Annotated in this window: 21 protein-coding genes; 11 read left to right on the top strand and 10 right to left on the bottom strand. The window is 70.1% G+C overall.

Features of this window, described 5'->3' with window-relative positions; all coding sequences use genetic code 11:
* Positions 1 to 258: 258 nt before the first annotated feature.
* From ACIBEF_RS20655 to ACIBEF_RS20645, 3 genes are all read right to left on the bottom strand, one after another.
* Positions 259 to 813, bottom strand: a complete 555-nt coding sequence (locus ACIBEF_RS20655; RefSeq protein ID WP_396794829.1) for a hypothetical protein — start codon at positions 811 to 813, stop codon at positions 259 to 261.
* Positions 814 to 942: 129 nt separating this feature from the next.
* Complete coding sequence (locus ACIBEF_RS20650; RefSeq protein ID WP_396794828.1) at positions 943 to 2,790, bottom strand: glycoside hydrolase family 15 protein; 1,848 nt, start codon at positions 2,788 to 2,790, stop codon at positions 943 to 945.
* A 150-nt stretch (positions 2,791 to 2,940) separates the two neighbouring features.
* The gene (locus ACIBEF_RS20645) at positions 2,941 to 3,945 is read right to left on the bottom strand and encodes a LacI family DNA-binding transcriptional regulator (protein ID WP_357227031.1); all 1,005 of its coding nucleotides are present in this window, start codon (positions 3,943 to 3,945) and stop codon (positions 2,941 to 2,943) included.
* 139 nt (positions 3,946 to 4,084) lie between these two features.
* Here ACIBEF_RS20645 and ACIBEF_RS20640 point away from each other — a divergent pair, with 139 nt between their 5' ends.
* Genes ACIBEF_RS20640 through ACIBEF_RS20625 form a run of 4 tightly spaced genes read left to right on the top strand, consistent with a single transcriptional unit; the run spans position 4,085 to position 9,613 of the window.
* The gene (locus ACIBEF_RS20640; RefSeq protein WP_396794827.1) at positions 4,085 to 5,392 is read left to right on the top strand and encodes an extracellular solute-binding protein; all 1,308 of its coding nucleotides are present in this window, start codon (positions 4,085 to 4,087) and stop codon (positions 5,390 to 5,392) included.
* Positions 5,389 to 6,387 carry a carbohydrate ABC transporter permease gene (locus ACIBEF_RS20635; protein WP_396794826.1) on the top strand — a complete coding sequence of 333 codons (999 nt, stop codon included), beginning with the start codon at positions 5,389 to 5,391 and terminating at the stop codon, positions 6,385 to 6,387. Before ACIBEF_RS20640 ends, ACIBEF_RS20635 begins: the two co-directional genes overlap by 4 nt.
* Positions 6,384 to 7,250, top strand: coding sequence for a carbohydrate ABC transporter permease (locus ACIBEF_RS20630; RefSeq protein WP_393224165.1), 867 nt, complete (start codon positions 6,384 to 6,386; stop codon positions 7,248 to 7,250). The genes ACIBEF_RS20635 and ACIBEF_RS20630 overlap by 4 nt, the downstream gene beginning before the upstream one ends.
* Positions 7,251 to 7,288: 38 nt before the next feature.
* Entirely contained in the window at positions 7,289 to 9,613 is a 2,325-nt protein-coding gene (locus tag ACIBEF_RS20625; protein ID WP_396794825.1) for a glycoside hydrolase family 3 N-terminal domain-containing protein, read from the top strand.
* A gap of 134 nt (positions 9,614 to 9,747) precedes the next feature.
* Here ACIBEF_RS20625 and ACIBEF_RS20620 read toward each other — a convergent pair whose 3' ends face one another.
* The 3 genes from ACIBEF_RS20620 to ACIBEF_RS20610 form a co-directional block, all read right to left on the bottom strand.
* The gene (locus ACIBEF_RS20620) at positions 9,748 to 10,608 is read right to left on the bottom strand and encodes an oxygenase MpaB family protein (protein WP_396794824.1); all 861 of its coding nucleotides are present in this window, start codon (positions 10,606 to 10,608) and stop codon (positions 9,748 to 9,750) included.
* The gene (locus tag ACIBEF_RS20615; protein ID WP_396794823.1) at positions 10,605 to 11,309 is read right to left on the bottom strand and encodes a haloacid dehalogenase-like hydrolase; all 705 of its coding nucleotides are present in this window, start codon (positions 11,307 to 11,309) and stop codon (positions 10,605 to 10,607) included. Before ACIBEF_RS20615 ends, ACIBEF_RS20620 begins: the two co-directional genes overlap by 4 nt.
* Positions 11,310 to 11,374: 65 nt before the next feature.
* Entirely contained in the window at positions 11,375 to 15,457 is a 4,083-nt protein-coding gene (locus tag ACIBEF_RS20610; protein WP_396794822.1) for a tetratricopeptide repeat protein, read from the bottom strand.
* Between the two features lie 63 nt (positions 15,458 to 15,520).
* Between ACIBEF_RS20610 and ACIBEF_RS20605 the strand changes: the two genes are divergently transcribed.
* Positions 15,521 to 15,682, top strand: a complete 162-nt coding sequence (locus ACIBEF_RS20605) for a hypothetical protein (RefSeq protein WP_387353843.1) — start codon at positions 15,521 to 15,523, stop codon at positions 15,680 to 15,682.
* Positions 15,679 to 16,317 (top strand): hypothetical protein, encoded by a 639-nt coding sequence (locus ACIBEF_RS20600; RefSeq protein WP_396794821.1) that lies wholly within the window; start codon positions 15,679 to 15,681, stop codon positions 16,315 to 16,317. Before ACIBEF_RS20605 ends, ACIBEF_RS20600 begins: the two co-directional genes overlap by 4 nt.
* A gap of 51 nt (positions 16,318 to 16,368) precedes the next feature.
* On the opposite strand, the gene ACIBEF_RS20595 is transcribed toward ACIBEF_RS20600, so the two are convergent.
* The gene (locus ACIBEF_RS20595) at positions 16,369 to 17,412 is read right to left on the bottom strand and encodes an SMP-30/gluconolactonase/LRE family protein (RefSeq protein ID WP_396794820.1); all 1,044 of its coding nucleotides are present in this window, start codon (positions 17,410 to 17,412) and stop codon (positions 16,369 to 16,371) included.
* 350 nt (positions 17,413 to 17,762) lie between these two features.
* On the opposite strand from ACIBEF_RS20595, the gene ACIBEF_RS20590 reads away from it, so the two are divergent.
* Positions 17,763 to 18,146: a hypothetical protein gene (locus ACIBEF_RS20590; protein WP_355008640.1), complete on the top strand. Its 384-nt coding sequence runs from the start codon at positions 17,763 to 17,765 to the stop codon at positions 18,144 to 18,146.
* 15 nt (positions 18,147 to 18,161) lie between these two features.
* Here ACIBEF_RS20590 and ACIBEF_RS20585 read toward each other — a convergent pair whose 3' ends face one another.
* On the bottom strand, positions 18,162 to 18,557 hold the full coding sequence (locus ACIBEF_RS20585; RefSeq protein ID WP_396794819.1) for a hypothetical protein: 396 nt from the start codon (positions 18,555 to 18,557) through the stop codon (positions 18,162 to 18,164).
* A gap of 125 nt (positions 18,558 to 18,682) precedes the next feature.
* Between ACIBEF_RS20585 and ACIBEF_RS20580 the strand changes: the two genes are divergently transcribed.
* Positions 18,683 to 18,913, top strand: a complete 231-nt coding sequence (locus ACIBEF_RS20580) for a hypothetical protein (protein ID WP_396794818.1) — start codon at positions 18,683 to 18,685, stop codon at positions 18,911 to 18,913.
* Positions 18,914 to 18,920: 7 nt separating this feature from the next.
* On the opposite strand, the gene ACIBEF_RS20575 is transcribed toward ACIBEF_RS20580, so the two are convergent.
* Positions 18,921 to 19,796, bottom strand: a complete 876-nt coding sequence (locus ACIBEF_RS20575) for an alpha/beta fold hydrolase (protein WP_396794817.1) — start codon at positions 19,794 to 19,796, stop codon at positions 18,921 to 18,923.
* A gap of 82 nt (positions 19,797 to 19,878) precedes the next feature.
* On the opposite strand from ACIBEF_RS20575, the gene ACIBEF_RS20570 reads away from it, so the two are divergent.
* The gene (locus ACIBEF_RS20570) at positions 19,879 to 20,508 is read left to right on the top strand and encodes a transcriptional regulator (protein WP_396794816.1); all 630 of its coding nucleotides are present in this window, start codon (positions 19,879 to 19,881) and stop codon (positions 20,506 to 20,508) included.
* On the opposite strand, the gene ACIBEF_RS20565 is transcribed toward ACIBEF_RS20570, so the two are convergent.
* Entirely contained in the window at positions 20,481 to 21,485 is a 1,005-nt protein-coding gene (locus ACIBEF_RS20565; protein ID WP_396794815.1) for a hypothetical protein, read from the bottom strand. The two genes, ACIBEF_RS20570 and ACIBEF_RS20565, sit on opposite strands and share 28 nt — an antisense overlap.
* 482 nt (positions 21,486 to 21,967) lie before the next feature.
* Here ACIBEF_RS20565 and ACIBEF_RS20560 point away from each other — a divergent pair, with 482 nt between their 5' ends.
* Positions 21,968 to 24,964 carry a glycosyl hydrolase family 95 catalytic domain-containing protein gene (locus tag ACIBEF_RS20560; protein ID WP_396794814.1) on the top strand — a complete coding sequence of 999 codons (2,997 nt, stop codon included), beginning with the start codon at positions 21,968 to 21,970 and terminating at the stop codon, positions 24,962 to 24,964.
* A gap of 352 nt (positions 24,965 to 25,316) precedes the next feature.
* Entirely contained in the window at positions 25,317 to 26,084 is a 768-nt protein-coding gene (locus ACIBEF_RS20555; protein ID WP_396794813.1) for a class I SAM-dependent methyltransferase, read from the top strand.
* Positions 26,085 to 26,096: the final 12 nt, after the last annotated feature.

The raw sequence follows: 26,096 nt of genomic DNA, 5'->3' as shown, positions 1-26,096 counted from the left end.
ATAGAGTCCGTTTCCCTCACCGACCAGGCAATCCGCCAGCAGAGATCGGAATCTCAATGCCGCGCAGTTCCGTGGCTCTTCGTGGCCTCACCAATCCCATTTATCTTATTGACAGTCGAGTCTCCATCTGTTCTGCGGATGCATTCCGAGTGGTGACGTGGCCCGATCAACCCCACTGAGCCGACCTGCGGCAGATGTCGGCCGAGGTCGCGCGGCGCGAGGACGGTCACCGCGGTGCCGAGGGTCGTCCGGCGCAGGTCAGCCCAAGCTGAAGGACACGTCGTCGACGTCGAAGGCGGTGGCCCCGTTGCCGGCCGTCTCGCTGGCGAGGAAGCTGGCCGTCGCGGTGCGTTCGCTCGTGGCGGTTCCGCTCGACATCACGTACTGCCGCCACTGCGCTCCGCCGTCGAAGGCCAGCGAGAACCTCGTCTTCGGGGGTATCCCGGTGACCGCCAGTCCGACGTTCAGGTAGTCGCCGCGGCTGGTCTCCGTGGTGGTGGTCCGCACCCAGAAGCTGACCGTCAGGTTGCAGTTGGCCGGCACTGTGACGGTGGTGCGCAGCAGGTCGGTACGCGTCACGTCCAGTCCGGCGAAGGCGGCGTAGGCGCGGCCGGTGTGTGCCGGTCGTGTCGCGTCGCCGAACACGACGATGCGGGGGCCGGCCGTCCAGCCTGTGGTGCCGTGCTCGAACCCCGGGTTCGGGTGGATCTGCCCGGTGCAGGGCGGGTCGGCAGCTGACTGGCCGTGGGATGCGCCGCCGGTGGCCAGGAGCAGCAGTGCCGCAACCGAAATGGTGGTGACGAAGGCCTTCATCGGCTCTCCCCGCGTCTATACATTCGAGATGGTCAATGTATATCGACGATGCGTGATGGACTCGGGCGCGTCAAGTCATTCCCGCCGTCGGCTCCGCGTGCGCGGCGGGCTGGCCGGGACGAGCTGGCGCTACCGCCTGCGGCGGGCGTCGGCCTCGGTGTCGAGCAGGTCGTTGAGTGTCAGCGCTGAGTTGATCAGGGAGAGATGGCTGAACGCCTGGGGATAGTTGCCGATCTGCTCCCCGGTCGCCGCGATCTCCTCGGCATAGAGGCCGAGGTGGTTGCTGAAGGTGAACATCTTCTCGAACGTGAGTCGGGCGTCGTCGAGGCGGCCAGCACGGGCCAGCGCCTCGACGTACCAGAAGGTGCACATGTTGAAGGTGCCCTCGTGGCCCGGGAGGCCGTCGGGGGAGTGGACAGGGTCGTACCGGTGGACCAGGCTGTCGGAGACCAGTTCACGCTCGATCGCCTGCAGGGTGGACTGCCACAGCGGGTCGCTCGGCGTGACGAAACCGACCGCCGGCATGGCGAGCAGTGCCGCGTCCAGCACGTTCTCGTCGTACGCCTGCACGAAGGTGCCGCGGGCCCGGTCGTATCCGCGCTCCATGACCTGGTTGTAGATGCGGTTGCGCTGCTCGGTCCAGCAGGTCATGTCCCCGGGGCGGCCGGTGCGGGTGGCCAGCCGGATGGCCCGGTCCAGCGCGACCCAGGACATCACCCGACCGAAGGTGTAGTTGCGGGGGTGGTGGCGGCTCTCCCAGATGCCGGCGTCGGGTTGGTCCCAGTTGTGGCAGAGCCAGTCGACCAGCCGGACGGTGCTCTTCCACACCTGGTGCGAGACGCGGATGCCCTGCTCGTCGGCGAGGTGCATGGCATAGAGGGCCTCGCCGTGGATGTCGAGCTGGAGCTGGTCGGCGGCGCCGTTGCCGATCCGTACCGGCCGGGAGCCTCGGTAGCCCTCCAGATGGTCCAGAACCTCCTCGTGCAGGTCGGAGGAGCCGTCCACCCGGTACATGATCTTCAATGGGTCCTGATGGTCGCCGGCCTCGCGGATCCGCTCGTCCAGCCAGTTCATGTACCGGCTGACCTCCTCGGTGAAGCCGAGGCCGAGCAGTGCGTGCACCGAGAAAGACGTGTCGCGTACCCAGGTGTAGCGGTAGTCCCAGTTGCGGGTGCCGCCGACCAGCTCGGGCAGCGCGGTGGTGGGCGCGGCGATCATCGCGCCGGTCGGCGCGTACGTCATGAGTTTGAGCGTGATGGCCGAGCGCTCGACCATCTCCCGCCACCGGCCGGTGTAGCGGGAACGTTCGAGCCAGCGCCGCCAGTAGTCCCGGGTCCACTCGAACATGCCCTGGATCTCTTCCGGCGCGAAGATGCGCGGTTCAACCCCACCCGTCTCCAGGACCACCCCGCCGGTGTCGCCCTCGTTCAGCGTGCCGTACGCGACCAGGTCGCCGCCCTCAAGGTGGACGTCACCCTGTTCGGAGATCAGCCGCCGAACCGGGTCGACGGGGTGGAACGTCAGCGCCGCCGACCGGCTGCGGAAGACGTAGCCGTTGTGGTGGCGCTCAAGCTGATGCTCTTCGCGGGCGTAGTCGAACCGTGGGCGGCACTCCACCCGGAAGCGCATGCTGCCGCGGACCATGGTGACGGTACGGACCAGCCGATGCGCGTCGGTGGCCCGCTCGCCGGTGACCGGCATGAAGTCCATTACCTCGGCCACCCCGTCGGCGCTGATGAACCGGGTGATCAGGATGGGTGTGCCGGGGAGGTAGAGCTGTTTGGTCACGTACCGCACGTCGTGCGGCGCGATTTGGAAGTAGCCGCCCTTCTCCTTGTCGAGCAGGGCGGCGAAGATGCTCGGTGAGTCGAAGCGCGGCGCGCAGAACCAGTCGACGGTCCCGTCGCACGTCACCAGCGCGGCGGTCTGCAGGTCGCCGATGAGCCCGTGATCCTCGATCGCCGGATAGCTGTCCACATCTCTCCCCGGTTCGGCGGCGTCCTGCGCACCGAACTTAGGGGAGGAATTGTCGGCTTAGGTGAGATTCACGTTCCGCCACCCTGTCGCGTTCCCCCCACGTGACACGGCCAGGGCCGGGATTCTGCGCCGACCCGGCCGGCCGCACAGTCAGCGCAGCGGGCGGCAGGAGGAGCGGATGACCAGCTCGGTGGGGAGCCGGATGTGAGTGTCGCGGTCGACGCCGGCGATCAGGTCGACGAGGAGGCGCAACGCCTCGGCGCCCATTCGTTGCAGCGGCTGCATGATGGTCGTCAGCGGCGGGTTGACCAGCGCCGACTCCGGGACGTTGTCGAAGCCGATCACCGACAGGTCGTCGGGCACCGACAGGCCCATGTCGCGGGCCACGGTCATCGTGGAGATCGCGGAGAGGTCGTTACCCGCGAAGATCGCGCTCGGTCGGTCGCTGAGGGCGAGCAGCTCTGCGGCCGTGCCGGCGGCGCTCTCGATCCGGAACCCGCCGACGCGGACGAGCCGCTCGTCCACCGGCACGCCGGCTTCGGCCATCGCACTGCGGAAGCCGGCCTCGCGTAGCTGGGCGGACTTCAGGTCGGTGCGCCCACTGATGTGCCCGATGCGCGTGTGGCCGAGGGACAGCAGATAGTTGGTCGCCAGTACGGCGCCGGCGAAGTTGTCCGAGTCGACGGTGGGCAGGTCGGACGGCCCGGTGTGGGGGTCGACGGCCACGACGTGGAAGCTGTGTTCGGTCTCGACCACTGTCGGCGTGACGATCACGGCGCCGTCGATGAGTGTGCCGGAGAGTCGGGCGAGCGAGCGCCGCTCCCACCCCACGGCGGCACCCTCGCCGTCGCCGCTGGAGTAGGCCAGTAGCTGGTATCCGCTCCCGGCGACCTCCTGCGACGCCCCCTTGAGCAGCTCGGTCGAGAACGGCTCGAACTCGGCGACCAGGATGCCGAGCACGTTGGTGCGGTGGCTGCGCAGGCTCTGCGCTCCCAGGCTCGCCTCGTAGCCGAGCTCGTGGATGACCTGCTGGACCCGCTCCACGGTTGCCTGGGCCACGCCGTAGCGGCCGTTGACGACCTTCGACACGGTCGCGACCGAGACGCCGGCAGTACGTGCCACATCCGACATCTTGACGCGCTGCTGAAACACCACGCCGATGATGATAGGGCCCTGCTGCCGCTGCGGTGTCGGCGACTCGAAAACGTTATCGATACCGATTGACATCAAGTTACATGACTGTAAAACTTCGCCGCAGGCCGAGTACCGCGACTGAGTAGTCGAGGAGACATCTATGGCAACGAAGCGGCGTGCAAGTGCCGTCCTGGCACTGTTGATGACAAGTGTTCTCGTTACCGCCGGCTGTGGCGGCGGCGGCGAAGAGGCGGCCCCTCAGAACGAGCTGTACAAGGACCCGGTGACCCTGACCTGGTGGCACAACGCCTCACAGGACGGGCCCGGCAAGACCTACTGGGAGAAGGTCGCCAAGGACTTCTCCGCACTCCACCCCACCGTCAAGATCGAGATCGAGGCGATCGAGACGAACCAGCTCCAGCGCACCCGGCTCCCCGCCGCGCTGCTGAGCAGCGACCCGCCGGACATCTTCCAGGCCTGGGGTGGCGGCGAGATGACCGAGCAGGTGGAGGCCGACTACCTCAAGGAGATCACCGACCAGACCAAGACCGAGGTCGGCGACATCGGCAGTGCCGCAGAGATCTGGCAGGTCAAGGGCAAGCAGTACGGCCTGCCGTTCCGGATGGGCATCGAGGGCGTCTGGTACAACAAGGAGATGTTCGCGCGAGCGGGCATCGCGGCTCCGCCGACCAACTTCGAGGAGCTCAACGCCGCGGTCACCAAGCTCAAGGCGATCAACGTCATTCCGATCGCCGTGGGTGCCGGTGACAAGTGGCCGGCCGCGCACTGGTGGTACAACATGGCGCTGCGTGCCTGCTCGGTCGACACCCTCAAGAAGGCGTCTACGGAGAAGACCTTCGACGATCCGTGCTTCGTGAAGGCCGGCCAGGACCTGAAGGCGTTCATCGACACCAAGCCGTTCCAGCCCAACTTCATCGCCACGCCGGGCCAGAACGATCCGACCAGCGCCAACGGCATGCTCGCCAACGGCAAGGCCGCGATGGAGCTCATGGGTGACTGGAACCGCGGCACGCTGGACACCGTCGCCACGGACAAGACGAAGCTCGCGTCGTTCCTCGGCTGGTTCCCGGTGCCGGCGATCAGCGGTTCCCCGGGTGACCCGAAGGCGGCCCTCGGCGGTGGTGACGGGTTCTCCTGCTCCAAGAACGCCCCGTCCGAGTGCGTCGAGTTCCTCAAGTACATCGTGAGCCCCGAGGTGCAGAAGGGCTACGCCGAGACCGGCACCGGCCTGCCCGTTGCCAAGGGTGCGGCGGACGCCGTCAAGGACCCCGCGCTGAAGTCCATCCTGGAGGCCACCTCCGGGGCGAGCTACGTCCAGCTCTGGCTCGACACGGCCTACGGCAGCACCATCGGTAACGCGATGAACGACGCGATCGTCACCATCTTCGCCGGCAACGGGACGCCTGAGAAGGTCGTCTCGGCAATGAAGGCGGCCGCAAGCAAGTGACCTCCGCCAACCAGATCCGTATGCCCGCCGGCGGCGCTTCCGCGTCGCCGGCGGGCCCCCACCGGGCCGCGCGCGATTCCGCCCGCCGAGCCGACAACCGCCGCAAGTGGTACGAGATCATCGGGCTGACCGCGCCGGCCGTCGCCATCTACGTGATGTTCGTGCTGGTGCCGATGGGCTTCGCGGTCTACTACAGCCTGTTCCGGTGGCGCGGGGTCGGGCCGCCCACCGAGTTCGTCGGTCTGCGGAACTACACCCTCGCCTTCCAGGACCCGATCTTCCTCGACGCGTTGCGCAACAACGCCATCATCGTGTTCGGGTCGCTGCTGATCCAGGGGCCGATCGCCCTGGGCGTCGCCCTGCTGCTCAACCGCCGCTTCCGTGGGCGGTCGGTGTTCCGCCTCCTGGTGTTCGTGCCGTACGTGCTGGCCGAGGTCACGGTCGGCATCATGTGGAAGTTGCTCCTCACCGGCGACGGCACTGTCGACGCGCTGCTGCGGTCCCTGGGAATGGGCGGCCTGGTGCAGGCCTGGCTGGCCGACCTGGACGTGGTCATCTGGACCCTGCTGGCCGTTCTCACCTGGAAATACGTCGGCTTCGCCATCATCCTGCTCCTCGCCGGACTGTCCAATGTGCCCGACGAGCTGACCGAGGCCGCCGCCATCGACGGTGCGAGCTGGTGGCAGATCCAACGGCACGTCACGATTCCGCTGCTCGGCCCGACGATCCGGATCTGGATGTTCCTGTCCATGATCGGCTCACTGCAGATCTTCGACATGATCTGGGTGACATCGGTGCCCGCCGTGCGGTCCCTCGGCGCATCCGCCACCATGGCGACGTACATGGTGGACAACGGGTTCTTCGCCCGGCTGTGGGGCTACGGCAACGCCGTGGCGGTAATCCTCTTCGTCATCTCCTTCGTGGCGGCGCTGCTGTTCCAGCGGTTCCTGCTCCGCCGCGACATCGAGGGCGCCATCACCGGAAGGGCGAAGTGACGATGGCCGTGAATTCGGTTCTCCCCCCGTCCACCGGACGCCGCCAGGTTTCCTGGGGCACGCCGCTCACCTACGCGCTCGCCCTCGCGATCGCGGCGGTGTCGATCGCCCCGGTCATCTACGTGGTCATCGGCGGTTTCCGCACCACCCCGCAGATCGTCGCCGACCCGGCCGGCCTGCCCGACCCGTTCGTCTGGGACAACTACTCCCGGGTGCTGACCCAGAGCAACTTCTGGCAACAGGCGTTCAACAGCGCGGTCATCGCCCTCGGCACCACGCTCGCCGTCGTCGTCCTCGGCCTGGCCGCCGCGTTCGTGCTGGCCCGCTACCGGTTCCGCGGGCGAGAAGGGCTCTACACCTTCTTCACGCTCGGCCTGCTGTTTCCGGCCGGGGCGGCGATCCTGCCGCTCTACCTCATGCTGCGTGACCTGAACCTGATCAACTCTTACTACGCGGTGATCCTGCCTCAGGTCGCCTTCTCACTGCCGCTGACGATCGTGATTCTGCGTCCCTTCCTCTCCGCCATTCCGCGAGAGTTGGAGGACGCCGCCGCCATCGACGGTGCGAGTCGGCTCGGCTTCCTCTGGCGCGTCGCGATGCCGCTGTCGCGGCCCGCGCTCGTCACCGTTGGCGTCCTGGCGTTCGTGGCGAGCTGGAACTCGTTCCTGCTGCCGCTGCTCGTCCTCAGCGACGTCAACCTGCACACCCTGCCGCTGGGCGTGCAGAACTTCTCCAGCCAGTACACGACCGACACGGCAGGCGTACTCGCCTTCACCTCGCTGGCAATGCTGCCGGCGCTGCTCTTCTTCACGCTCGCGGAGAAGCAGATCGTCGGTGGCCTGCAGGGTGCGGTCAAGGGCTGAGCGGCAGCGGTACGAGCACAACCACAGGAAGGCACAGCATGACTGAGGTCCACGCGGTGGTGGACGGGCCGGTGCCGGCCCAGGCCGGTCCGGAACACGGACGACCGGACGGGCACGACGGCGAGGCCCGCGTACGCGAACTCCTCGGCCGGATGACGATCGAGGAGAAGATCGCCCAGCTCGTCGGCTTTTGGGAAAAAGAGGACGGCGAAGCGGTCGCACCGTTGCAGGGCGAGTTCGGCGACTCCTCCAAGCTCGAGGACTTCTCCCGGCACGGGCTCGGTCACCTCACCCGCGCCTACGGGACCCGGCCGTTGGACCCGGCGCAACGCGCGTCGTGGTTGTGGAAGTTCCAGCGGGACCTGGTCACCGGCACCCGGCTCGGCATCCCGGCGATCGTGCACGAGGAGTGCCTCACCGGGCTGTCCGCGTGGAAGGCGGCCACGTTCCCCACCCCGCTGGCCTGGGGTGCCGCGTTCAACCCCGAACTGGTCACCGAGATGGCCGCGGCGATCGGCGCCTCGATGCGGGCCCTGGGCGTGCACCAGGGGCTGTCTCCGGTGCTCGACGTGATCCGTGACCCCCGCTGGGGCCGGGTCGACGAGTGCGTGGCCGAAGACCCGTACCTGGTCGGCACCATCGGCACCTCGTACGTGCGCGGCCTGCAGTCGCAGGGGGTGCACGCCACCCTCAAGCACTTCGCCGGCTACTCCGCCTCGCGCGCCGGGCGCAACTTCGCCCCGGTGCACATCGGCCGCCGGGAACTGGCCGACGTGCTGCTGCCCCCGTTCGAGATGGCGATCCTCGACGGCGACGCACGCAGCGTCATGCACTCGTACACCGAGATCGACGGGGTGCCGGTCGCCGCCGACCCGACGATGCTGACCGGCATCCTGCGCGACCAGTGGGGCTTCGACGGCACTGTGGTGGCCGACTACTACGGGGTCGCGTTCCTGAACCTGCTGCACCACGTGGCGAGCGATCACCCCGATGCGGCCGGGCAGGCGTTGACCGCCGGTCTCGACGTCGAGCTGCCCACCGGCGACGCCTACCTGACCCTGAGGGAGTCGCTGCGGGCGGGCAAGCTCGACGAGGCGCTGATCGACCGCGCGGTGCTGCGGGTGCTGCGCCAGAAGCGGGACCTGGGTCTGCTCGACGCGACCTTCGACGACGAGCCGCCCCAGACGATCGATCTCGACTCGCCCGAGCACCGGTCGATCGCCCGTCGGCTCGCCGAGGAATCGATCGTGCTGGTCGCCAACCGGGACGCGCTGCCGCTGCCCGCGGGGCGACGGGTGGCCCTCATCGGCCCGAACGCCGACCGGCAGAGCGCGCTCTTCGGGTGCTACTCATTCCTCAACCACGTCCTCGTCCAGCACCCCGGCGTGGAGACCGGCATCGACGTGCCGACCGTGCTCGACGCCGTGCGGGCCGAGTTCGGCGGCGACCTCGTCACCTGGGCACGCGGCTGCGACGTGGACGACGACGACCGATCCGGCTTCGACGAGGCCATCGCCACAGCCTCCGCCGCTGACGTGGCCGTCCTGGTCGTCGGCGACCACGCCGGCCTCTTCGGACGCGGCACGGTAGGGGAGGGCTGCGACCGGGAGGACCTGGAGCTGCCCGGCGTCCAGCGCCAACTGGTCGAGGCGGTGTTGGCAACCGGCACACCGGTCGTCCTCGTTCTGGTTACCGGCCGGCCGTACGCGGTCGGCTGGGCGCTCGCGCGCTGCGCGGCGGTGGTGCAGGCGTTCTTCCCGGGCGAGGAGGGCGCCGGGGCGATCGCGGGGGTGCTCTCCGGGCGGGTCAACCCGTCGGGCCGGCTGCCGGTCAGCATGCCCCGGTCGGCCGGCGCGCAACCGTACTCCTACCTGCACCCCACCCTCGGTACGGGCAACGAGGTGACCAACCTTCCGGCGACGCCCGTGGCGCCGTTCGGCCACGGCCTGTCCTACACGACATTCGCGTACAGCGAGCTCACCGTGCCCAGCACGACGCCCACCAGCGGGGCGGTGGAGGTGACCGTGCGGGTGACGAACACCGGCGCGGTCGCTGGCGACGACGTGGTCCAGCTCTACGGTCGCGATGTGGTCGCCTCGGTGACCCGGCCGGTGGCGCAGCTGCTCGGCTACCGGCGGGTCCATCTGGAACCGGGCCAGTCCGTCACTGTCGAGCTGACGGTGCCCACCACCCGTCTGGCCTTCTCCGACCGCACGTTCACCCGGGTGGTGGAGCCTGGCGACGTCGAGCTGTGGGTCGGCACCAGTGCGCGGCGGGACGCCCAGGCGCTGACCACGCTGGTCGGCGACACCGTCCCGATCACCAACACCTCCCCACGCTGGACCACCACGGACGTCCGCTGAGAGCCGGTCCGCCGACTGTCCCCAACGGACGGTCGGCGGACCGACCGCACTCTCGGGCCGGTCGCCGCGGTGACCTCGCACCGATGGCGTAGGGCCCGGCGCGTCCGAGCCGGTGTCGCTGGCACCACGACGTGCTACTCGTGCACGCGGTCCTGGTGGGGGCCGAGCTGGCTGATCTCGTACCCGTCGGGGTAGCTCTTGGTGTTGATGCCGTCGGCGAACAACGCGGTCGCCGGTGGCGCACCGAACCACCGCTGCGACAGCGAGCGCGTCCGCAGGGCCAGGTGCACACCCGCCCGGACCGGCCAGGTCGGCGTGTCGACCCGTGTCGCGCGCCGCAGCGGCGCGTCATACAGGGCGCTGACCAGTGCGTTTCCCAGTGGGGTGAGCGTCCGGGGGATCCGGGTGAGCATTAGCATGCGGGTGGCGCGTTCGATGGCCGCCGCGTCGTCGTTCGGTTGCAGGTGAGCTGCGTCGTACGCGTCGAACCAGGTCTCGAACTCGCCGTACGACCCCGGGATGTCGGTGATGCCCATCCGTCGGCCGAGTTCCCGGTAGAACAGGTACGTGGCGTGACGTTCGTGGCAGCAGGGTGGGCGCCAGCCGTACTCCTGCAACCACCGGGTGGGGATCACGACCAGGCAGCCGAGGACGTAGCGGAAGTCGTCGTTGCTGATGTCGTACGGGCGGTGGATCTGGTTGACGCGCCGCAACGCCTCGCGGCCCCGAGGCTGGTCGAAGCCGTTGAGCACCATCTCGTACATCAGCAGACCGGTGTCGTCGATGCGCTTCTGGGTGCGTTCGGTCAGCTCCCCGGTGGCGGTGTGCACGGCGGCGATGGCGGGGATGGAGAACGACCGGTTGAAGGCGAGGTTGAGCCCGAGCTTCATGTCCCACGGAAACTCGTAGCGCAGCATCGTCTGGTAGATGGCCAGGTGGTCGCGCTCCGGGTCGAGAGCGCGGATGCGGGTCAGGTTGTCGTAGCGGCCTCTCATCGGCGGTCGTCTCCAGCGGTGTGATGTGGGTGCCCCGGGCCCTGGCCAGCCAACCAGGTGACAGTCGTCAGCCGGGCGCCGAGGAGCCGCCGTGCCCGGGTGACCTCACGTGTTGTCGCGTTGACCAGCACTGGCTGCTCGGCGGCGTCGAGGATGGGCAGATCCGACAGGGAGTCGCTGTAGGCGACCCGCCACGGTGGCGTCACCCCCTGGCCGGTGAGCTGCGCCATCTTGGTCGCCCCGTGGTTGTGCACTATCAGCCTCGGCCCGCGAATGTGCGATGCCACGAGCTCGACCTCGGCGAGGCCGATCGCGTCGAGCACGGCGCGCGCCAGGGTGTGCTCGCACGCGGTCACCACGATGACCCGGTCGCCGGCGGCGAGGTGGCTACGGATCATCCGCAGACCGGGCTCGATCATCCGCCCGGGTTCCGCACCGAGGTTCGTACCGAAGCGTTCCAGCTCCGCCCGCAACTCGTCCCCGTTCCGGCCCACCAGGCCGATCCGGCTGACCCACCGCGCCGCCCACGGACGGAGCGCGGGAACGGTGGCGACGGGCGCGAGGAGGACGAGCGCGGCGACGGCCAGCGGCAGCCGGGCACCCGCGAAAGCAGTGCGTCGCAGGAACAGCCCGAATGCGTCCCCGCGCAGCAGCACACCGTCGAAATCAAAGATCACGGTGTCTGCGGTCGACGCCCTCATCGGTCTACCGACCTCGGTGCCGCGGGCGGTTCGCCATTGGCCGAGTGTACGGGTGGCCGGGTGGGTCAGGTTGGCTCGTCCGCGGTCGGTAGCACCGCGATCAGGTCGAGCACCTCGGCGGCGCTGGCCGCGCCGAAGGCGTCGGTGAGGATGGCCGCGAACACCTCGTCGCCGATCCTGGCCCGCAGTTCGCGAAGCGCGTTGAGGTCGAGCGCCGCGTTCGCCGACCCGATCTGCCGGTCGATGCTCAGCGCCTCGACGATCAGCGGGACGCCCTCCGCCGGGTGGCCCTGCTCGACGCGCAGCTGCCCGAGCGCCACCTGGTCCAGTGCCACCGCCTCCCAGTTGCCCTGCTCGCGGTCGATCCGCAGGCAGGTCCGGTAGCACCGCTCGGCCAGGGCCCGGTCGCCGCGCAGGCCGGCCACCCTGCCCAGGTGGAAGGTGCTGTTGGAGACGCCCGACAGGTTCCCGAGCCGTTTCTTGATCGCGATGGAGCGACGGTAGAACCCGTCCGCGCCGGCGAGATCCTCCTGCTCCTCGCAGACCCGGCCGAGCTGGTGCAGGACGATGGCCTGGTTGGGCTCGTGGCGCAGCACGCGGTAGACCTGCAACGCCTGCTCGTAGCGGGACCGCGCCTCGGTCAGCCGGCGGGTCTCCAGGGCTGCCCCTCCGAGGTCCTCGTGGCACTTGGCGACCCCCGCCTGGTAGCCGGCGGCGGCGCAGATCGGCAACGCCCGCAGCAGGCACATCCGGGCGGTGCCGAACTCACCGGCCTGGGCGGCGGCGATGGCGCGATGGACGTAACCACTGCCCAGCGGCGTCGGGTGGGAAGCGTCGAACCGGAACCGCAGGTACGCCTCGACCCACTCGGCCCGCTGCGCCGCGTGCCTCCGGTCGAGGTGCCGGGACAGCAGGGCCGAGAAGGCGTGCGCGCCCAGTTCCAGGCGCTGCACGGCCAGCCATTCCAGAGCCGCCTGGAGCGGCGGCTGGTCGTCCCCGCCGATCGCGTTGAGGGTGTGCGGCACCGCCTCGGCAGCCCGGCCGAGGACGGTTCGGACACCGCCGAGCAGTTCGTCGCAGCGGCGCAGCAGCGGGTCCTCGCCGAGGGCCGCGACGATCGTCCGGGCGCGGGCGTAGCAGCTCTCGGCGAACTCGAGGTCGTCGAGGTCGCGGGAGAGGTGACCGAGCAACAGCGAGCACTCCGCGATGTGACCGTTGCTGCCGACCTCCTCGAAGATCTTCAGGGCGGCGCGGACCCGCTCCTCAGCGGTCTCGTACGCGAACTGGGCGAGGGCGATGCGTCCGAGCATCACCAGCCCGCTGCCCTGCTGGACCCGGACGCCCAACCGTCCGTAGCTGGTGATCGCCACCTGGACGCACCGCTCCGCCTTCACGAAGTCCCGGGACTCGAAGGCGAGTACGCCGATCTGGTGGTGGCTCGCCGCGATCCCCTCCAGGTCGTCGAGGTCCCGGGCGATCGCCAGCTCCTCCAGGTAACGCGACATGGCCAGCTCGGCGTCGCCGTTGCCGCGGGCGATCCCGGCGAGCTGGTGCAGGGTCCGGGAGACCGCCGAGCGGTCGTCGAGTCCGCTCAGGATCGTCAACGCCTCCTGGAACAGCCGGTCCGCGCTCGCCCGGTCGCCCCGGTTGTCGGCGACCAGGCCCAACTGGTGCAGGAGCTTGCCGACCCCGCTGTCGTCGCCGAGATCCCGGTAGACGGCAAGCGCCGCCTCGTAACGCTGCGTCGCCTGCGGGTACTCGCCCCGGCTGAGGTGCACGTCGCCGAGTCCCTTGAGGAAGCTCGCGTAACGCGCCGAGCCCGGGGATGCCAGCGGCAGCAGTTCCCGCCAGATCTTCTCCTCCCAGGCCCAGTGCCCGGCCGCGTGCAACTCCTGGCAGGCCAGCTCGGAGTAGGTGACGACCTCGTCGGTGTCACCCGCCGCCAGGTGGTGGTACCTGGCCTCGACGGCCCGGCGGATGAAGTCGTGCTGGTCGGTGCTGGACCGGGCCCGCCAGCCCCAGTAACGGCCCGCCCGGCGGTGCGCGTCGACCACCGCGTCGCGGCCGGCGATCCGCTGCAGGCTCGCCGCCGTCCACCGGTGCACCAGGTGGCCTCCGGTGACCGGGGCGAGCAGCCCCAGCTGCGACAGCGTCTCGACCGCCCCGTCCAGCCCCGCCGGTTCCGGTGGTGGGTCGTCGCCGTCGGCCGGGTCGGCGAGCTGCCAGGCGAGCCCGGTCCGGTCCGCCGGAGTGCGGTACACCGCCGCGCCGAGCAGCAACCGACGGGCCTCCGGGACGGACTCCAGGCGGGCGAGCAGCCGGGGCAGCAGCACATCCTCGGCGGCCAGCGCCCCGGCCTCGGCCAGCGGTGTGCCGACCTCGGCCGGCGCGGCGTCCCGGCCACCACCGGCTGCGGCCAGTCGGCCGGCGACCTCGTCGGATCGGGCGTTGCCGCCGCGCAGCAGACCGTCGAGGTACTCCAGCGCGCGAGGGTGGCCACCCAGCCGGTGCCACATCCGTTGCTGTTCCGCCGACGCCAGCTGGCCCACGCCCGGCAGCCGCCAGAGCAGCTTGCGGGTCTCCTGCCAGGAGAGCGGACCGAGGTGACAGGCTTCCAGACCGGCGACCGGGAAAGGGTGCCGGCTGGTCACGACCAGCTCGTGGTGGGACGCCCAGGCGGCGAGGAACGCCGCCAGGTCCGCGTCGGCCAACCGGTGCTCGGCATCCAGGGCGTCCTCGGCGTTGTCGAGGACGAGCAGCAGCGGCGGGCCACCGGTGCCGATCGCGTCCAACCGTCGCCGCCAGTCCTGGCCCGGCTGGACGAGGGCGACGAGCCATCGCCGCAGCGGGTCGTCAGAGGCCGCTTCGGCGCAGTGGCTCTCCACCTGGCGGCGCAGCTCGTCGAGGATCGCGTCGACGGTGGCGTCGCCGTGGGTCGCCACGACGATGCCACCCGCGTCGCGGAACCGCCGCGCGAGTTCCGCGGCGAGACTCGTCTTGCCGATCCCACCGATGCCATGGACGAGTACCCGAAGCTTTCCCCGGGACAGCCGACGCAGGATCTCCCGGCGGCCCACGAAGTCCGTGGGCGCACGCACCACGCCGTCCCCGACGATCGACTGACCCGGCGGTGCGGCAATGGCAGCGCCGTCCCGTCCGCCGGCCAGCCGCAGCGCCGGGTCGGCCAGGAACAGCGTCGGCATCCACCACTCGGCGGCGGTCGGGGCCAGCTCGCGGCGTACGGCGGAGACCTCCGCCAGCAGCTCCGGCTCGCTGCGGGCGGCCAACCGCTCGTAGAGCCGAGCGCAGAAGTCGATGGTGTACCCGTCGCTGACCGTCCCGTTCATCGCCAACACCGCCGGCGCGCCGTGGCTCAGCAGCGCGCCGGCCAACCCGGGCAGTTCCCGTTGATCCGGGCGGGCTGTCGAGCAGCCGGCCAGCACGATCAACGGCACGGTCCGGCCGGGCGGCAGCACCTCGGCCAGGAACCGCGCGGCGTCCACACGGTCCTCCGTGCCGGTGGGCGTCTCCAGCAGCAGCGCACCCGGACGCGCGTGGCTGGAGACGTGCAGGACGTGGAACGGTTCCTCGGCGAGGGCGGCCCGGATCGCGGCGGCGCTGCCCCACTCCAGGACGCGGACCCGCACCCCGTGCCGATGCCCGGGTTCCACAGCGCCGAGTATCCGCCCGAGTTCCCGTTCATGGTCCAGCAGCGGCTGGGTCGAGTCGTCCGGGCTCGCGATCGCCGCGAGCATCCGCAGTGGGCCGTCCACCCGGACCGTGGGTGCCGGTGCGTCGTCGCCGGTCCGGCAGACGTCGATGTCGGGTCGCAGCGCCAACGGCAGTTCCTCGCCGGGCAGCACCAGGGTTTCCCAGGGCAGGTCGGCCAGGGTTGGGCCGACGACCTCGATGCCGAGCCGGTGCCGGCCGGGGCGGGCCAGTTCAGCGCGCAGGGCCGGACCGGGGGCGTCGAGGAAACGGCGGCCGAGCGCGACGCCGACCTCGTACGACAGCTCCACCGAGGGGCTGCCGCGCAGCCGCCAGAGCAGGTCGGCCGTACGTTGATCGCCTGGGCCCACCGGGTACCGGCGTCGGTCGCCCCCAACGACCAGGACCACGTCGGTCGCGCTGACTGTCAACCGGATCACGAGGGGCCCCCTGCGGACGACCCGATGCCGGGATGGATTGCCGGGCTGACCGATACTGTATCCATGGCTGACGATCCTGAGGAGCTCGCGCAGGTCAACGCCGTGCGGATCAACGACAGCGGCGAGCTGGAGTTTTTCGACGGGCAGCGCTGGGTGCCGTACACCGATCTGCCCGACGACGAGAACGGCCCGTTGGGCGTCGTCTTCCGCGACGACAGTCGATGACCGGGGAGTCGCCGACGACCGGCGCGGGGTTGGACGTGCTGCCGTCCCCGTTGGACTCGGTCGCGGACAGTCGGGCGGCGGCGCGGTGGATCATCTCCTCGGCCGGCGCGGTGGGCGCGCTGCTGCTCGGTGGCGGCCCGCTGATCGCCGCCGGCAAGGTCACCGACTGGGCTCACGCGGCGTGGGCGGGCGGCGGCCTGCTGGTGACGCTGCTCGGCGTGGCCTGGGCGATCTGGCGGACCAGCGAGGTGCTCGTACCGCCGATGACCACGCCGGCGACGCTCACCGGGCCGGAGCTGCGCGGCCTGCGCGAGCGGCTGGAGGCCGAGCCCTGGTACCACTTCGGCGGGTACGCGGACGACGTCGACGGTCTGCTGCGTCATCGCCGGATCGCCGCGGAGATCACCCGCCGCCTGTCCACGGCTGCCCCGCAGGAGCGGGCCGCTCTCCGGGCCGGGCTCGCCACCGCGCGCCGCAACATCGCCCGGACCGACCCGTACCTGCGCTGGCTGCTCGCCACGGCGCACGCCTGGCAGGTCAGGGAGGCGTTGCGCCGGGCCCGCCGGCAGACGTTCCTGGCCGCCGCGCTGGTGGTGGTCCGGGCGGTGGTGTTCATCGCCGCGACCGCCGGATAGCGCGCCGCCTCGTCGGGCCACGACGAGAGCGGCGCGCCGCCCAACCGTTGGTCAGTACGGATATCCGGGGACGTTGAGCCGCACGCTGTGCAGCCCGGAGTCACCCCAGCGGCCGGACGTGACGAAGAGGGTCTGCCGGTCGGGGCCGCCGAACGCCACATTGGTCGTGCCGGAGTTGCCGGACCGGATCGTGCCGAGCTCGGTGCCCGCGGGGGAGTAGACGTGGACCAGGGAGTCTCCGCCCGAGGTCCAGTACACGTTGCCGGCGCAGTCGATCGTGCCGCCGTCCGGGCCGCCGATGTAGTTCACGAAGACGCTGCGGGCCCCGATGCTGCCGTCGGGCTGGACCGCGTACTTGTAGATCTTGTTCTCCGAGTAGGCGCCCACGTACAACGCCGTCCCGTCCGGTGAGAGCGAGATGCCGTTGGGTTGGCGCAACCGGTCGTCGACCAGCGACACCTGCCCGTTGGAGACGCGGAAGACGCTGGTGCGCCCGCTCATCTGGTCGGGGCGGTTGCCGCGCTGGAAGTTGGGGTCGGTGAAGTAGACGACGCCGTCGGAACGGACCGCGACGTCGTTCGGCGAGTTGAACGCCCGGCCCTGGTAGTTGGGCGCGACGGTGCTGCGGGCCCGGTCGCTCAGCCGGTACGACGACACGCTCCGCTGGTCATGGGTGGCCGCGACGAGCTGCTGGGAGTCGGCACTGAGCGCCAGGCCGTTGCTGCCGGCGTTGGTGATGAACGTGTCGACGGTGGCGGGCGCGGTGAACCGGCGGATCGTCGACGGCTGGACGTTGTACGGTCCGGTGCCGGCGGTCATGTCGGAGAACAGCAGGTAGCCGCCGTCGGCGACCCAGACCGGCCCTTCGAGGAAGGTGAACCCGCCCTGGATTCGTGGGGCCGTCACGGTGCTGGCCGGCAGCGGCGGGCCGTAACTGGCCCCCGTCGGGCAGGCCCCGGGCGGTGCGCCGGGCGGACCGGCGAGCGCGGCGTGAGCGCTGACGTGGGCGGCGACGGCAGCACCGGCGGGCAGGGGGGTGGCGCTGACCGCCAGGCACAGGCCGGCCAGTGCGGCAATGGTTGGACGCCAGGTCATCGAACACTCCAATCGGCGTCGAGGGTAGCGATGGCCAGCGTGCAAGGTCGGTGGCTGGCACGGCGTGAGGGCGGGCCGTCGATGTGGGCATTCGGGAGCCTAGGTGATGAACCGACAACTCGCAGCAATCTTTCGGCGTTGATTCCGAGCGGCACGAGGATCGCAAACACAAAGACGCTGGTCAATGCCAAATCGGTCTCCGGAAATCCTTCCGGTACAACCACAGTGGACGCATCATCGGTGACCCGGAGCGTCGGAACTCATCATCGAGGCGGGCCGTTTCGACTGACCGGTTCCGTGGGTACGCTCCCACCGGCTGATCACCCGATCGACGGAGGCCTCCCGTGCTTATGGCTCTGCTGCTCGACCTCGCCAACATCGTCGGTGGCTTCCTGCTCGCCGTGGCGGTGCTGCGGCTGCTGCCGCGCGTCGGCGACGACCTGGGCCGCCTCGCCGGTCGAGCCGCCCCGATCGCGTGGGTGGTCGGCCTCGTGGCGTTGGTGACCGGCGGTTACTACCTGATCGTCCACCTGGTGTCCGGGCCCCGGGTGTTCCACTTCGAGGTGGTGGGGATCGGTGTGGGGCTCGCCCTTCTGTGGGGCCGGTTGACCGGGCGGTCGACGCCGCGCGACGAGCGGTCGGACGGTGCCACCGGCGTCCGGCTGTTGCTCGCGATCTTCGGCCTCATCGCGATCGTCGTCGGCGTACAGGGGCTGTTCACCCCGGACGGCTGACAGCGGGTCACCGGGTCACGTGGTGGACGGTCGCTGCGCCCAGGTGCCCGCGGCGCTGGCGATCAGGAGTATCACCGCTGGTAGGAACGCGACACCGATGCCCAGCCCGAGCAGCAGACCCCATCCGGTGAGCACGAGCGCGGCCACCAGATCGGCGACCATGGTCAGCCGCCCGGTCTGCTGCGCGAGGACGGGCAGCAACGCCGCGACAACGGGAACGCCGAGCAGATAGCCGGCCGCCGCGCCCGAGTCGTCCACGGTGAGGGGAACCAGCACGGCGGCCACCAGCACAGTGATCGCCAGGGCCGACCATCTGAGCAGCGAGCGGACGTTGGCCGGCTTACGGATCAGGACCACGAGACCGACGAGCAGGACACCCACGAGTGCGCCGACGGTCGCCAGACCAGTCATCAATGCCCTCCTCGACCGCAGCGGGTGGCGTTTAATCGAAGACGGCGGATCATCGCCCCCGCGTCTCACGATACGGCTGGTCGGCCAGCCGCACGAGATCCAGCGTCGAGCAAGGAGGTCCCGGCGTGCCTCTCCTGCGAATCCACCTCGGCACCGACCGGGGCACCGCCCGCCGGGTGTTGCAACTGCATCAGCAGGGCAAAGCCCACCACGAGTCGCTGGAGGCGGCCCGGGAACAGGTGTGGCGTCAGGGCCGTACCCCGTGCGGTGATCCGGTCTTCGTCGGCGTCACCAACGGCCGCCGCGATGTGCAGCTGCTCTACGACGTCGAGGTCTACTCCGAGGCGACCGGTTGAGCAGAGGTCAGCCGGCGTCCAGCACCTCCCGCAGACGCTCGGCGAACTCCTCCGGCTTGCCCGCGTAGCCGAACTCGCCGCCGAGGAACCCGCCGTGGTGGCTCGGGAACACCACGGCCTCCTGGCCGAGCAGCGCCGCGAGGCCCAGGGCGGTCCGAGCGTTGTACGTTCCGGCCGACTCCTCGCCGACAGCGACTACGATCCGGGTGGGCGCGGCGGCGAGCACAGTCGCGTCGGGACGGTAGTCGGTGATGGCCCACGAGTTCTGCGACAGCAGCGGATCGTCGCGGCTGCCGTCGTCGTCGTCGGTCAACCCGAACGTCGCCGGGTCAGGAGCGGGCTGGGCGAAGTAGGCGTCGGTGAACTCGCCCTGCCAGGACGTCATGGCGATGAACGCGGCCATCCCCGCACCCGGGCCCTTCGTCTGGTACGCCTCGTAGAAGTCGGCTCGGGCGCGCTCGGCGGCCGTGGCGTCGGGGAGCACGGCGTTGATCGGGGGTTCGTGCGCCACCAGGGTGGCGATGTCGTCGGGATGGGTGGCGACCAGTTCGAGCGCCGTCACCGCGCCGCCGCTGCTGGCGAACACGTCGACCGGGCCGACCCCGAGTGCCTGCAGGAGCGCGTGCAGGTCGGCGGCCTGCTGCTGCGGCGTGTGGTCGGAGCGACCGTCCGTGCGGACGCTGCGGTCCAGACCGCGCGGGTCGTAGGTGAGGACCGTGCGGTCCGTGAAGTGCGGGGCGAGCGCGGTGAAGCCCTCCGCCGCCATCGGCTGGCCGATCATGAGCAGCGCGCGATGGGCGCCGGTGGGAGGTAGCGGGCCGCGGACGTCGTAGACCAGGTCGACGCCGGGAATGGCCAAGGTGTGCGTCTGGATGTCCTGCATTCGATGAGACTACGGACGGCTGACCTGTGTCGGGGTGCCTTGCGGGCGGCGAGCCGTCGGGTTCTTCGGGACGGCGCTCGCGATGCTGCTGGCCGGCGGTTACGCGCCCGCCTTCCCGCGCCACGAACTGGGCGAAACCGAGCTGACACCGGTCCGGGCCGCCGTATGGCGGATCCTCGATGGGCACAGCCCGTACCCCGCGCTGCTCGTCGACCAGCACTGGCACCTCGTCGACGCCAACCCTGCCGTCGCCCTGTTCACCATGGACGCGCAGCCCCACCTGCTCACTGCACCGATCAACGTGCTGCGCCTCAGCCTGCACCCCGACGGTCTGGCACCGCGCATCGTCAATCTGCCCGAGTGGCGTGCCCACCTGTTGAAACGGCTGCAACAGCAGGCGGCGACAACCAACGACCCGATCCTGTACGACCTGCACGAGGAGCTTCGCGGCTATCCCGGTGGCGACGTCGACACGACACCGCCAGGCGATGCCCTCTCACGTGTTCTCGTCCCGCTGCGCTACCGGCACGGTGACCAGGAGTTGTCCTTCGTCAGCACCACGACCCTCTTCGGTACGCCGCGGGAGGTCACAGTCGCCGGGTTGGCCGTCGAGGCGTTCTTCCCCGCTGACTCGGCGACCACGCAGACCCTCCGCGCCCGTGCCGATCATGACCCGGCTGCCCGTCACCCTGCGGCAGCGGGCGGCGGCTGACGGAGCGCGTCGTCGATGATGCCGGGCATCCGCCGGGCCACTCCGGCGAGGAGATCCGCTACCTGTACGCGCGGATCGTCGCGGGAGTCGACCATCACCAGCCCTGCCAGGGGCGACACCCCGTTCGGCAACGCCCCGGCCCGGTCGGCGCCGGTCGCCGACGCGTAGCCGTCGGCCAACACCCTCTGGAGGCGGGTCAGGCGATCAGCCGTCAGGGCGCTCTGCTCGTCGTGGGTCACCAGCACCTGCCGCCGGCCGCCGCTCCAGGACAGGACCGTCTCCGCCAGCGCCGGAAGCAGTGGTTCCAGCGGGGGAGGGACCGTGCGGTCGTCGACGTCGAGCCTGGCCACCACGGCCCGAACGTGGTCCGGGCTCAGTCCGTCGAGGACGGCGTCGGCCACCGTGCCGAGGCCGTGTCGCCGCAGCGCGTCCCGGGCCTGGAAGAACCGTTGCACGGTCTGGTCGACCGGAAGCCGCCGCTTCATCCGGACCAGATCGACGAACGCCGACAGGAAGGCGGCCCAGTCGCCTCCGGTCGCGCGTCCGGCCTCGTGCAGGGCGAGAGCCGCCGGATGGTGCTCGGGGGCCAGGTGGGTGCCCGCCGCGTACGACGGCTCGGTCAGCAGGAAGTCCACGATTCGGGTGACGAGGAAGAACTCCTTGTCGATGAGGTGGACGTGCGCGCGACCGGCCAGCGCCGCCAGGAACCACTCCAGTGCCTCCTGGGCACCCGAACCGCGCAGGAACCGGCCGGACTTGAGCTCGTGCGGCGCGAACCGGAACCCGGACCGCAGGGCGGTGATGAGCGCGACCGCCTCGTCGACGGCCAGGTCGACGCTCGCGTGCGTGATCACCGGGGCGGTCGAGTGCAGCAGGTTCGTACCCGAGAATCCCGACTCGTCGCAGGCGATCTCCACGACGGCCCCGACCACCACCGCGCTGCCGGGCGGTAGTCCACCTTGAAGAGGCGATCTCACCCCCGAGCTCCCGCCATGCCGCCCATGGTCACCCGTGACGCGGGCAGAGGACAACCCGATTGCGTACGGGAGCCGCGCCCACCAGGGTTGCGCTGCCACTTCGGGTCGCACGTCGGAGCTGGTGCAACGGCTGACCCGACTGCCCGCCCGCGTACATCTGATGTATGTGCATCGGCCCGAGTGTTCGTCGGCGTGATTTTGGCGGATCTCTGTGCGGTGCAGAGTCTGTGCGACGCTGCCCATCCGCCCGTGCATCTTGCTGACCGGCCAGATGGTCGCCGCGTCCATCGATCTATCGACCGTTGCCTATTCTGTGGCCCCGGAGTAACCTTCCCGAAACACATCAGATGTCTGGCGCGCCAAGGCCCGGCGTCGGCCTGCTCAGGCAGGGTCCCGGTTGGCCCCACCAAGCGGATCCCCATGTCGAGTCCCATAGTTGTCACGCTTCGGGGTGGCCGGACTGGCCACCGTTTGGAGGATCGATGTCAGACCTGACCCGACGGCAGGCCCTCAAGGTCGGCGCAGCCGGCGCGGGCGGTGCTCTCCTGCCGGTGCCCTGGACCGCGGTGGCCAAGGCCGACTCGGCGGCCCCGCCGCAGGTGATGGCCGCCGGGGACCTCGCCCTCTGGTATGACGAAGGGGCCGGCACCGACTGGCTGCGGGCGCTGCCGATCGGCAACGGCCGGCTCGGCGCCATGGTCTTCGGCAACGTCGACACCGAGCGGCTTCAGCTCAACGAGGACACCGTCTGGGCCGGTGGGCCGCACGATCCCAGCAACACCCGAGGCGCGGCGGCGCTGCCAGAGATCCGGCGGCTGGTCAACGCGAACCAGTGGACCCAGGCACAGGATCTGATCAACCAGACCATGATGGGCAACCCCGGTGGTCAGCTCGCCTACCAGACCGTCGGCAACCTCCGGCTCGCGTTCGGTTCCGCCAGCGGAGCGTCACAGTACGACCGGACGCTCGACCTCACCACCGCCACCGTGACGACGTCCTACGTGCTCAACGGCGTTCGCCACCAACGGGAGGTGTTCGCGAGCGCGCCGGATCAGGTCATCGCCATGCGACTGACCGCCGACCGCACCGGCTCGATCAGCTTCACCGCCACCTTCGACAGCCCGCAGCGGACGTCGGTGTCCAGCCCCGACGGCACCACCATCGGCCTCGACGGCGTCTCCGGAAACATGGAGGGCGTCACCGGCCAGGTCCGCTTCCTCGCCCTCGCCAACGCGACGATCAGCGGCGGCAGTGTGTCCAGCTCCGGCGGCACCCTGCGGGTGACGAACGCCAACAGCGTGGTCCTGCTGATCTCCATCGGCTCCAGCTACGTCAACTACCGCAACGTCGGCGGCGACTACCAGGGCATCGCCCGGCAGCGGCTCACCAGCGCGCGGGCCAGCAGCTACGACCAGTTGCGCAACCGGCACGTGGCCGACTACCAGGCGCTGTTCAACCGGGTCAGCCTGGATCTGGGCCGCACGTCCGCGGCCGACCAGACGACGGACGTCCGGATCGCGCAGCACAACAGCGTCAACGACCCGCAGTTCTCGGCGCTGCTGTTCCAGTTCGGCAGGTACCTGCTGATCTCGTCCTCGCGGCCCGGCACCCAACCGGCGAACCTCCAGGGCATCTGGAACGACTCGCTGACCCCATCCTGGGACTCGAAGTACACGATCAACGCCAACCTGCCGATGAACTACTGGCCGGCCAACACCACGAACCTGGCCGAGTGCCACAACCCGGTCTTCGACATGGTCAGAGATCTCGCCGTCGCCGGAGCACGGACCGCCCAGGTGCAGTACGGGGCCGGCGGCTGGGTCACCCACCACAACACGGACGCGTGGCGGGCCACGGCGGTGGTCGACGGCGCGTTCTGGGGCATGTGGCAGACCGGCGGCGCCTGGCTGTCCACGCTGATCTGGGACCACTACCTGTTCAACGGCGACATCGAGTTCCTGCGGACGAACTACCCGGCCATGAAGGGTGCCGCGCAGTTCTTCCTCAACACTCTGGTGACCGAGCCGACCCTCGGTTACCTGGTGACGAACCCGTCGAACTCACCGGAGCTGAGTCACCACTCGAACGCCAGCGTCTGCGCCGGCCCCACCATGGACAACCAGATCCTGCGGGACCTGTTCGACGGCGTCGCCCGGGCGAGCGAGATCCTCGACGTGGACAGCACCTTCCGGGCCCAGGTTCGTGCCACCCGGGACCGGCTCCCCCCGATGAAGGTCGGCTCGCGCGGCAACATCATGGAGTGGCTCTACGACTGGGTGGAGACCGAGCCCAACCACCGGCACATCTCGCACCTGTACGGGCTGGCCCCCAGCAACCAGATCACCAAGCGCGGCACCCCACAGCTGTTCGAGGCGGCCCGGCGGACCCTGGCGCTGCGCGGTGACGACGGCACTGGCTGGTCGCTGGCCTGGAAAATCAACTTCTGGGCGCGGATGGAGGAGGGCAAGCGGGCCCACGACCTGATCCGCTACCTCGCCACCACCGCGCGACTCGCGCCCAACATGTTCGACCTGCACCCGCCGTTCCAGATCGACGGCAACTTCGGCGCCACCGCCGGCATCGCCGAGATGCTGCTGCAGAGCCACATCGGCGAGTTGCACGTCCTGCCCGCGCTGCCGCCGGCCTGGCCGAGCGGGCGGGTGACCGGTCTGCGCGGTCGGGGTGGGCACACGGTCGGCATCACCTGGGCGAGCGGCCTGGCCACCGAGATCCTCGTCCGACCGGACCGGGCCGGCACCGTCCGCCTGCGCTCCCGGATCCTGACCGGCACCGTCACCGTGGTCGACACCGCCGACGGTACGGCGGCCCGGACCACCCGGATCGAGTCCGACCTGATCGAGGTCACCGTGCAGGCCGGGCGCACCTACCGGGTCACCAGTTCCGGTGCCGCCACGCCGACGCTGGAGCAGAGCTTCAGCAACGTCGGCATCACCAGCGACAGCAACACCAACGTCGGGAACTTCGACGGCGGTGGGGCCTCGCTCTCCGCGCAGGCCCTCGCGCAGGCCGGGGCGAGCCCGGGTGGCACGGTGAGCCGCAACGGGGTCAACTTCCGCTGGCCCAACGTCAGCTCCGGGGCCGCCGACAACGCCATCGCCTCGGGCCAGACCATCGGCGTGACCGGCACCGGCAGCACGCTCGGCTTCCTGCTGACCGGCACCTACGGAGCGGTGTCGGGCACCGGCACCGTGGTCTACGCCGACGGCACCCGCCAGACGTTCACGTTGAGCTCGCCGGACTGGTACGGCGGGCCACACTCCGGGGGTACCGCGGCCATCGTGTCCGCGTACCAGAACCGGCCCAACAACGGCCGTCAGAACACCGCCGCGTGCGTCTACTACGTCGGTGTGGCGTTGCAGAGCAAGGCGGTGGCCTCGGTCGTGTTGCCGAACATCAGCGCCCGTCCCGCGACGAACGTGCCGACCATGCACATCTTCGCCATCGCGATCGGGGGCTGACGGCAACGAATCCAGCTCGGGGGAGCACGACCGGGTCCGTCCCACCTGGGGGACGGGCCCGGTCGCCGTCGGCGGTCGGCGGTCGGCGCTGACCGTCGGTCACCCTCCTCGGGGCGGATCCGGTGTCGGCCGGTGTTGAGCGGTATACCTCGGAGGTATGAATCTGACTCTGAGGTATACCGCTCACGTCGACTCCGACGATCACCAGACCCTCCGGCCCCGTCCGCCCATGGTCGAGCGGTGTTCGGCGGACCGGCAAGCGGTTGCGCGTGGTTGTCGTCACGCCGGCACGCAGCCGACCGTTCCGGGAAGGTTCCGGCGTCACCGACGCGAGTGGTGACAGGATTGCCCCATGCCTGTTCGCGCACTGAGCTTCGGGATGGTGGCCAGACAATACGAACGGTACCGACCGGGGTACCCCGCCGAGCTTGTCGATGTGGTGCTGACGTACGCGGGCCGGCCCGTGCGAACGGCCCTGGAGATCGGCGCCGGCACGGGCAAGGCGACCCGGCTGTTCGCCGCAGCGGGCGTCACGGTCACCGCGACCGAGCCGGACCGGGCCATGCTCGCCGAGCTGCGCAAGCACGTGCCGGCAGGCGTCCACACCGTGCGGGCCGCGTTCGAGGACCTACGGCCGGGCGCGACGTACCACCTGGTCTACGCGGCGGCGGCCCTGCACTGGACGAAACCGGAGGCGCGGTGGTCACGGATGGCCGCGTTGCTGGAACCCGGCGGGGTGTTCGCCTCGTTCGGTGGACCCACCCAGCTGGTCGACCCGGCGGTGGCGGACGCTCTCCGCGCCGCCCGGGCACCCTTCCTGGAGAGCGACGAGATCCCCTCGCCCGACGGCACGCCGCCGGAGCAGGCCATGCAGTGGCCGGGCACCGAGCTCCAACGGTCCGAGTGGTTCACCGATGTGCAGCAGACCGTGATCGAGCGTCGGCTGACGATGAGTGCGCGCGACTACGTCGGACAGCTGTCGACGATCTCGGCGTACCTCGAGCTGCCGACCTCCACGCAGGAGCAGGTCTTCGCCCAGATCGAACAGGTCCTACCCGAGACCGTCGAGCTCTGCGCCGACCTCACCGTCCATCTCGCCCGTCGGCGCCCCGATCAGTAGCGCCGACGGCGC

The organism is Micromonospora sp. NPDC050795, from assembly GCF_044456785.1.
Taxonomy (GTDB): Bacteria; Actinomycetota; Actinomycetes; order Mycobacteriales; family Micromonosporaceae; genus Micromonospora.
This window is presented reverse-complemented; position numbering and strand designations above follow the sequence as displayed.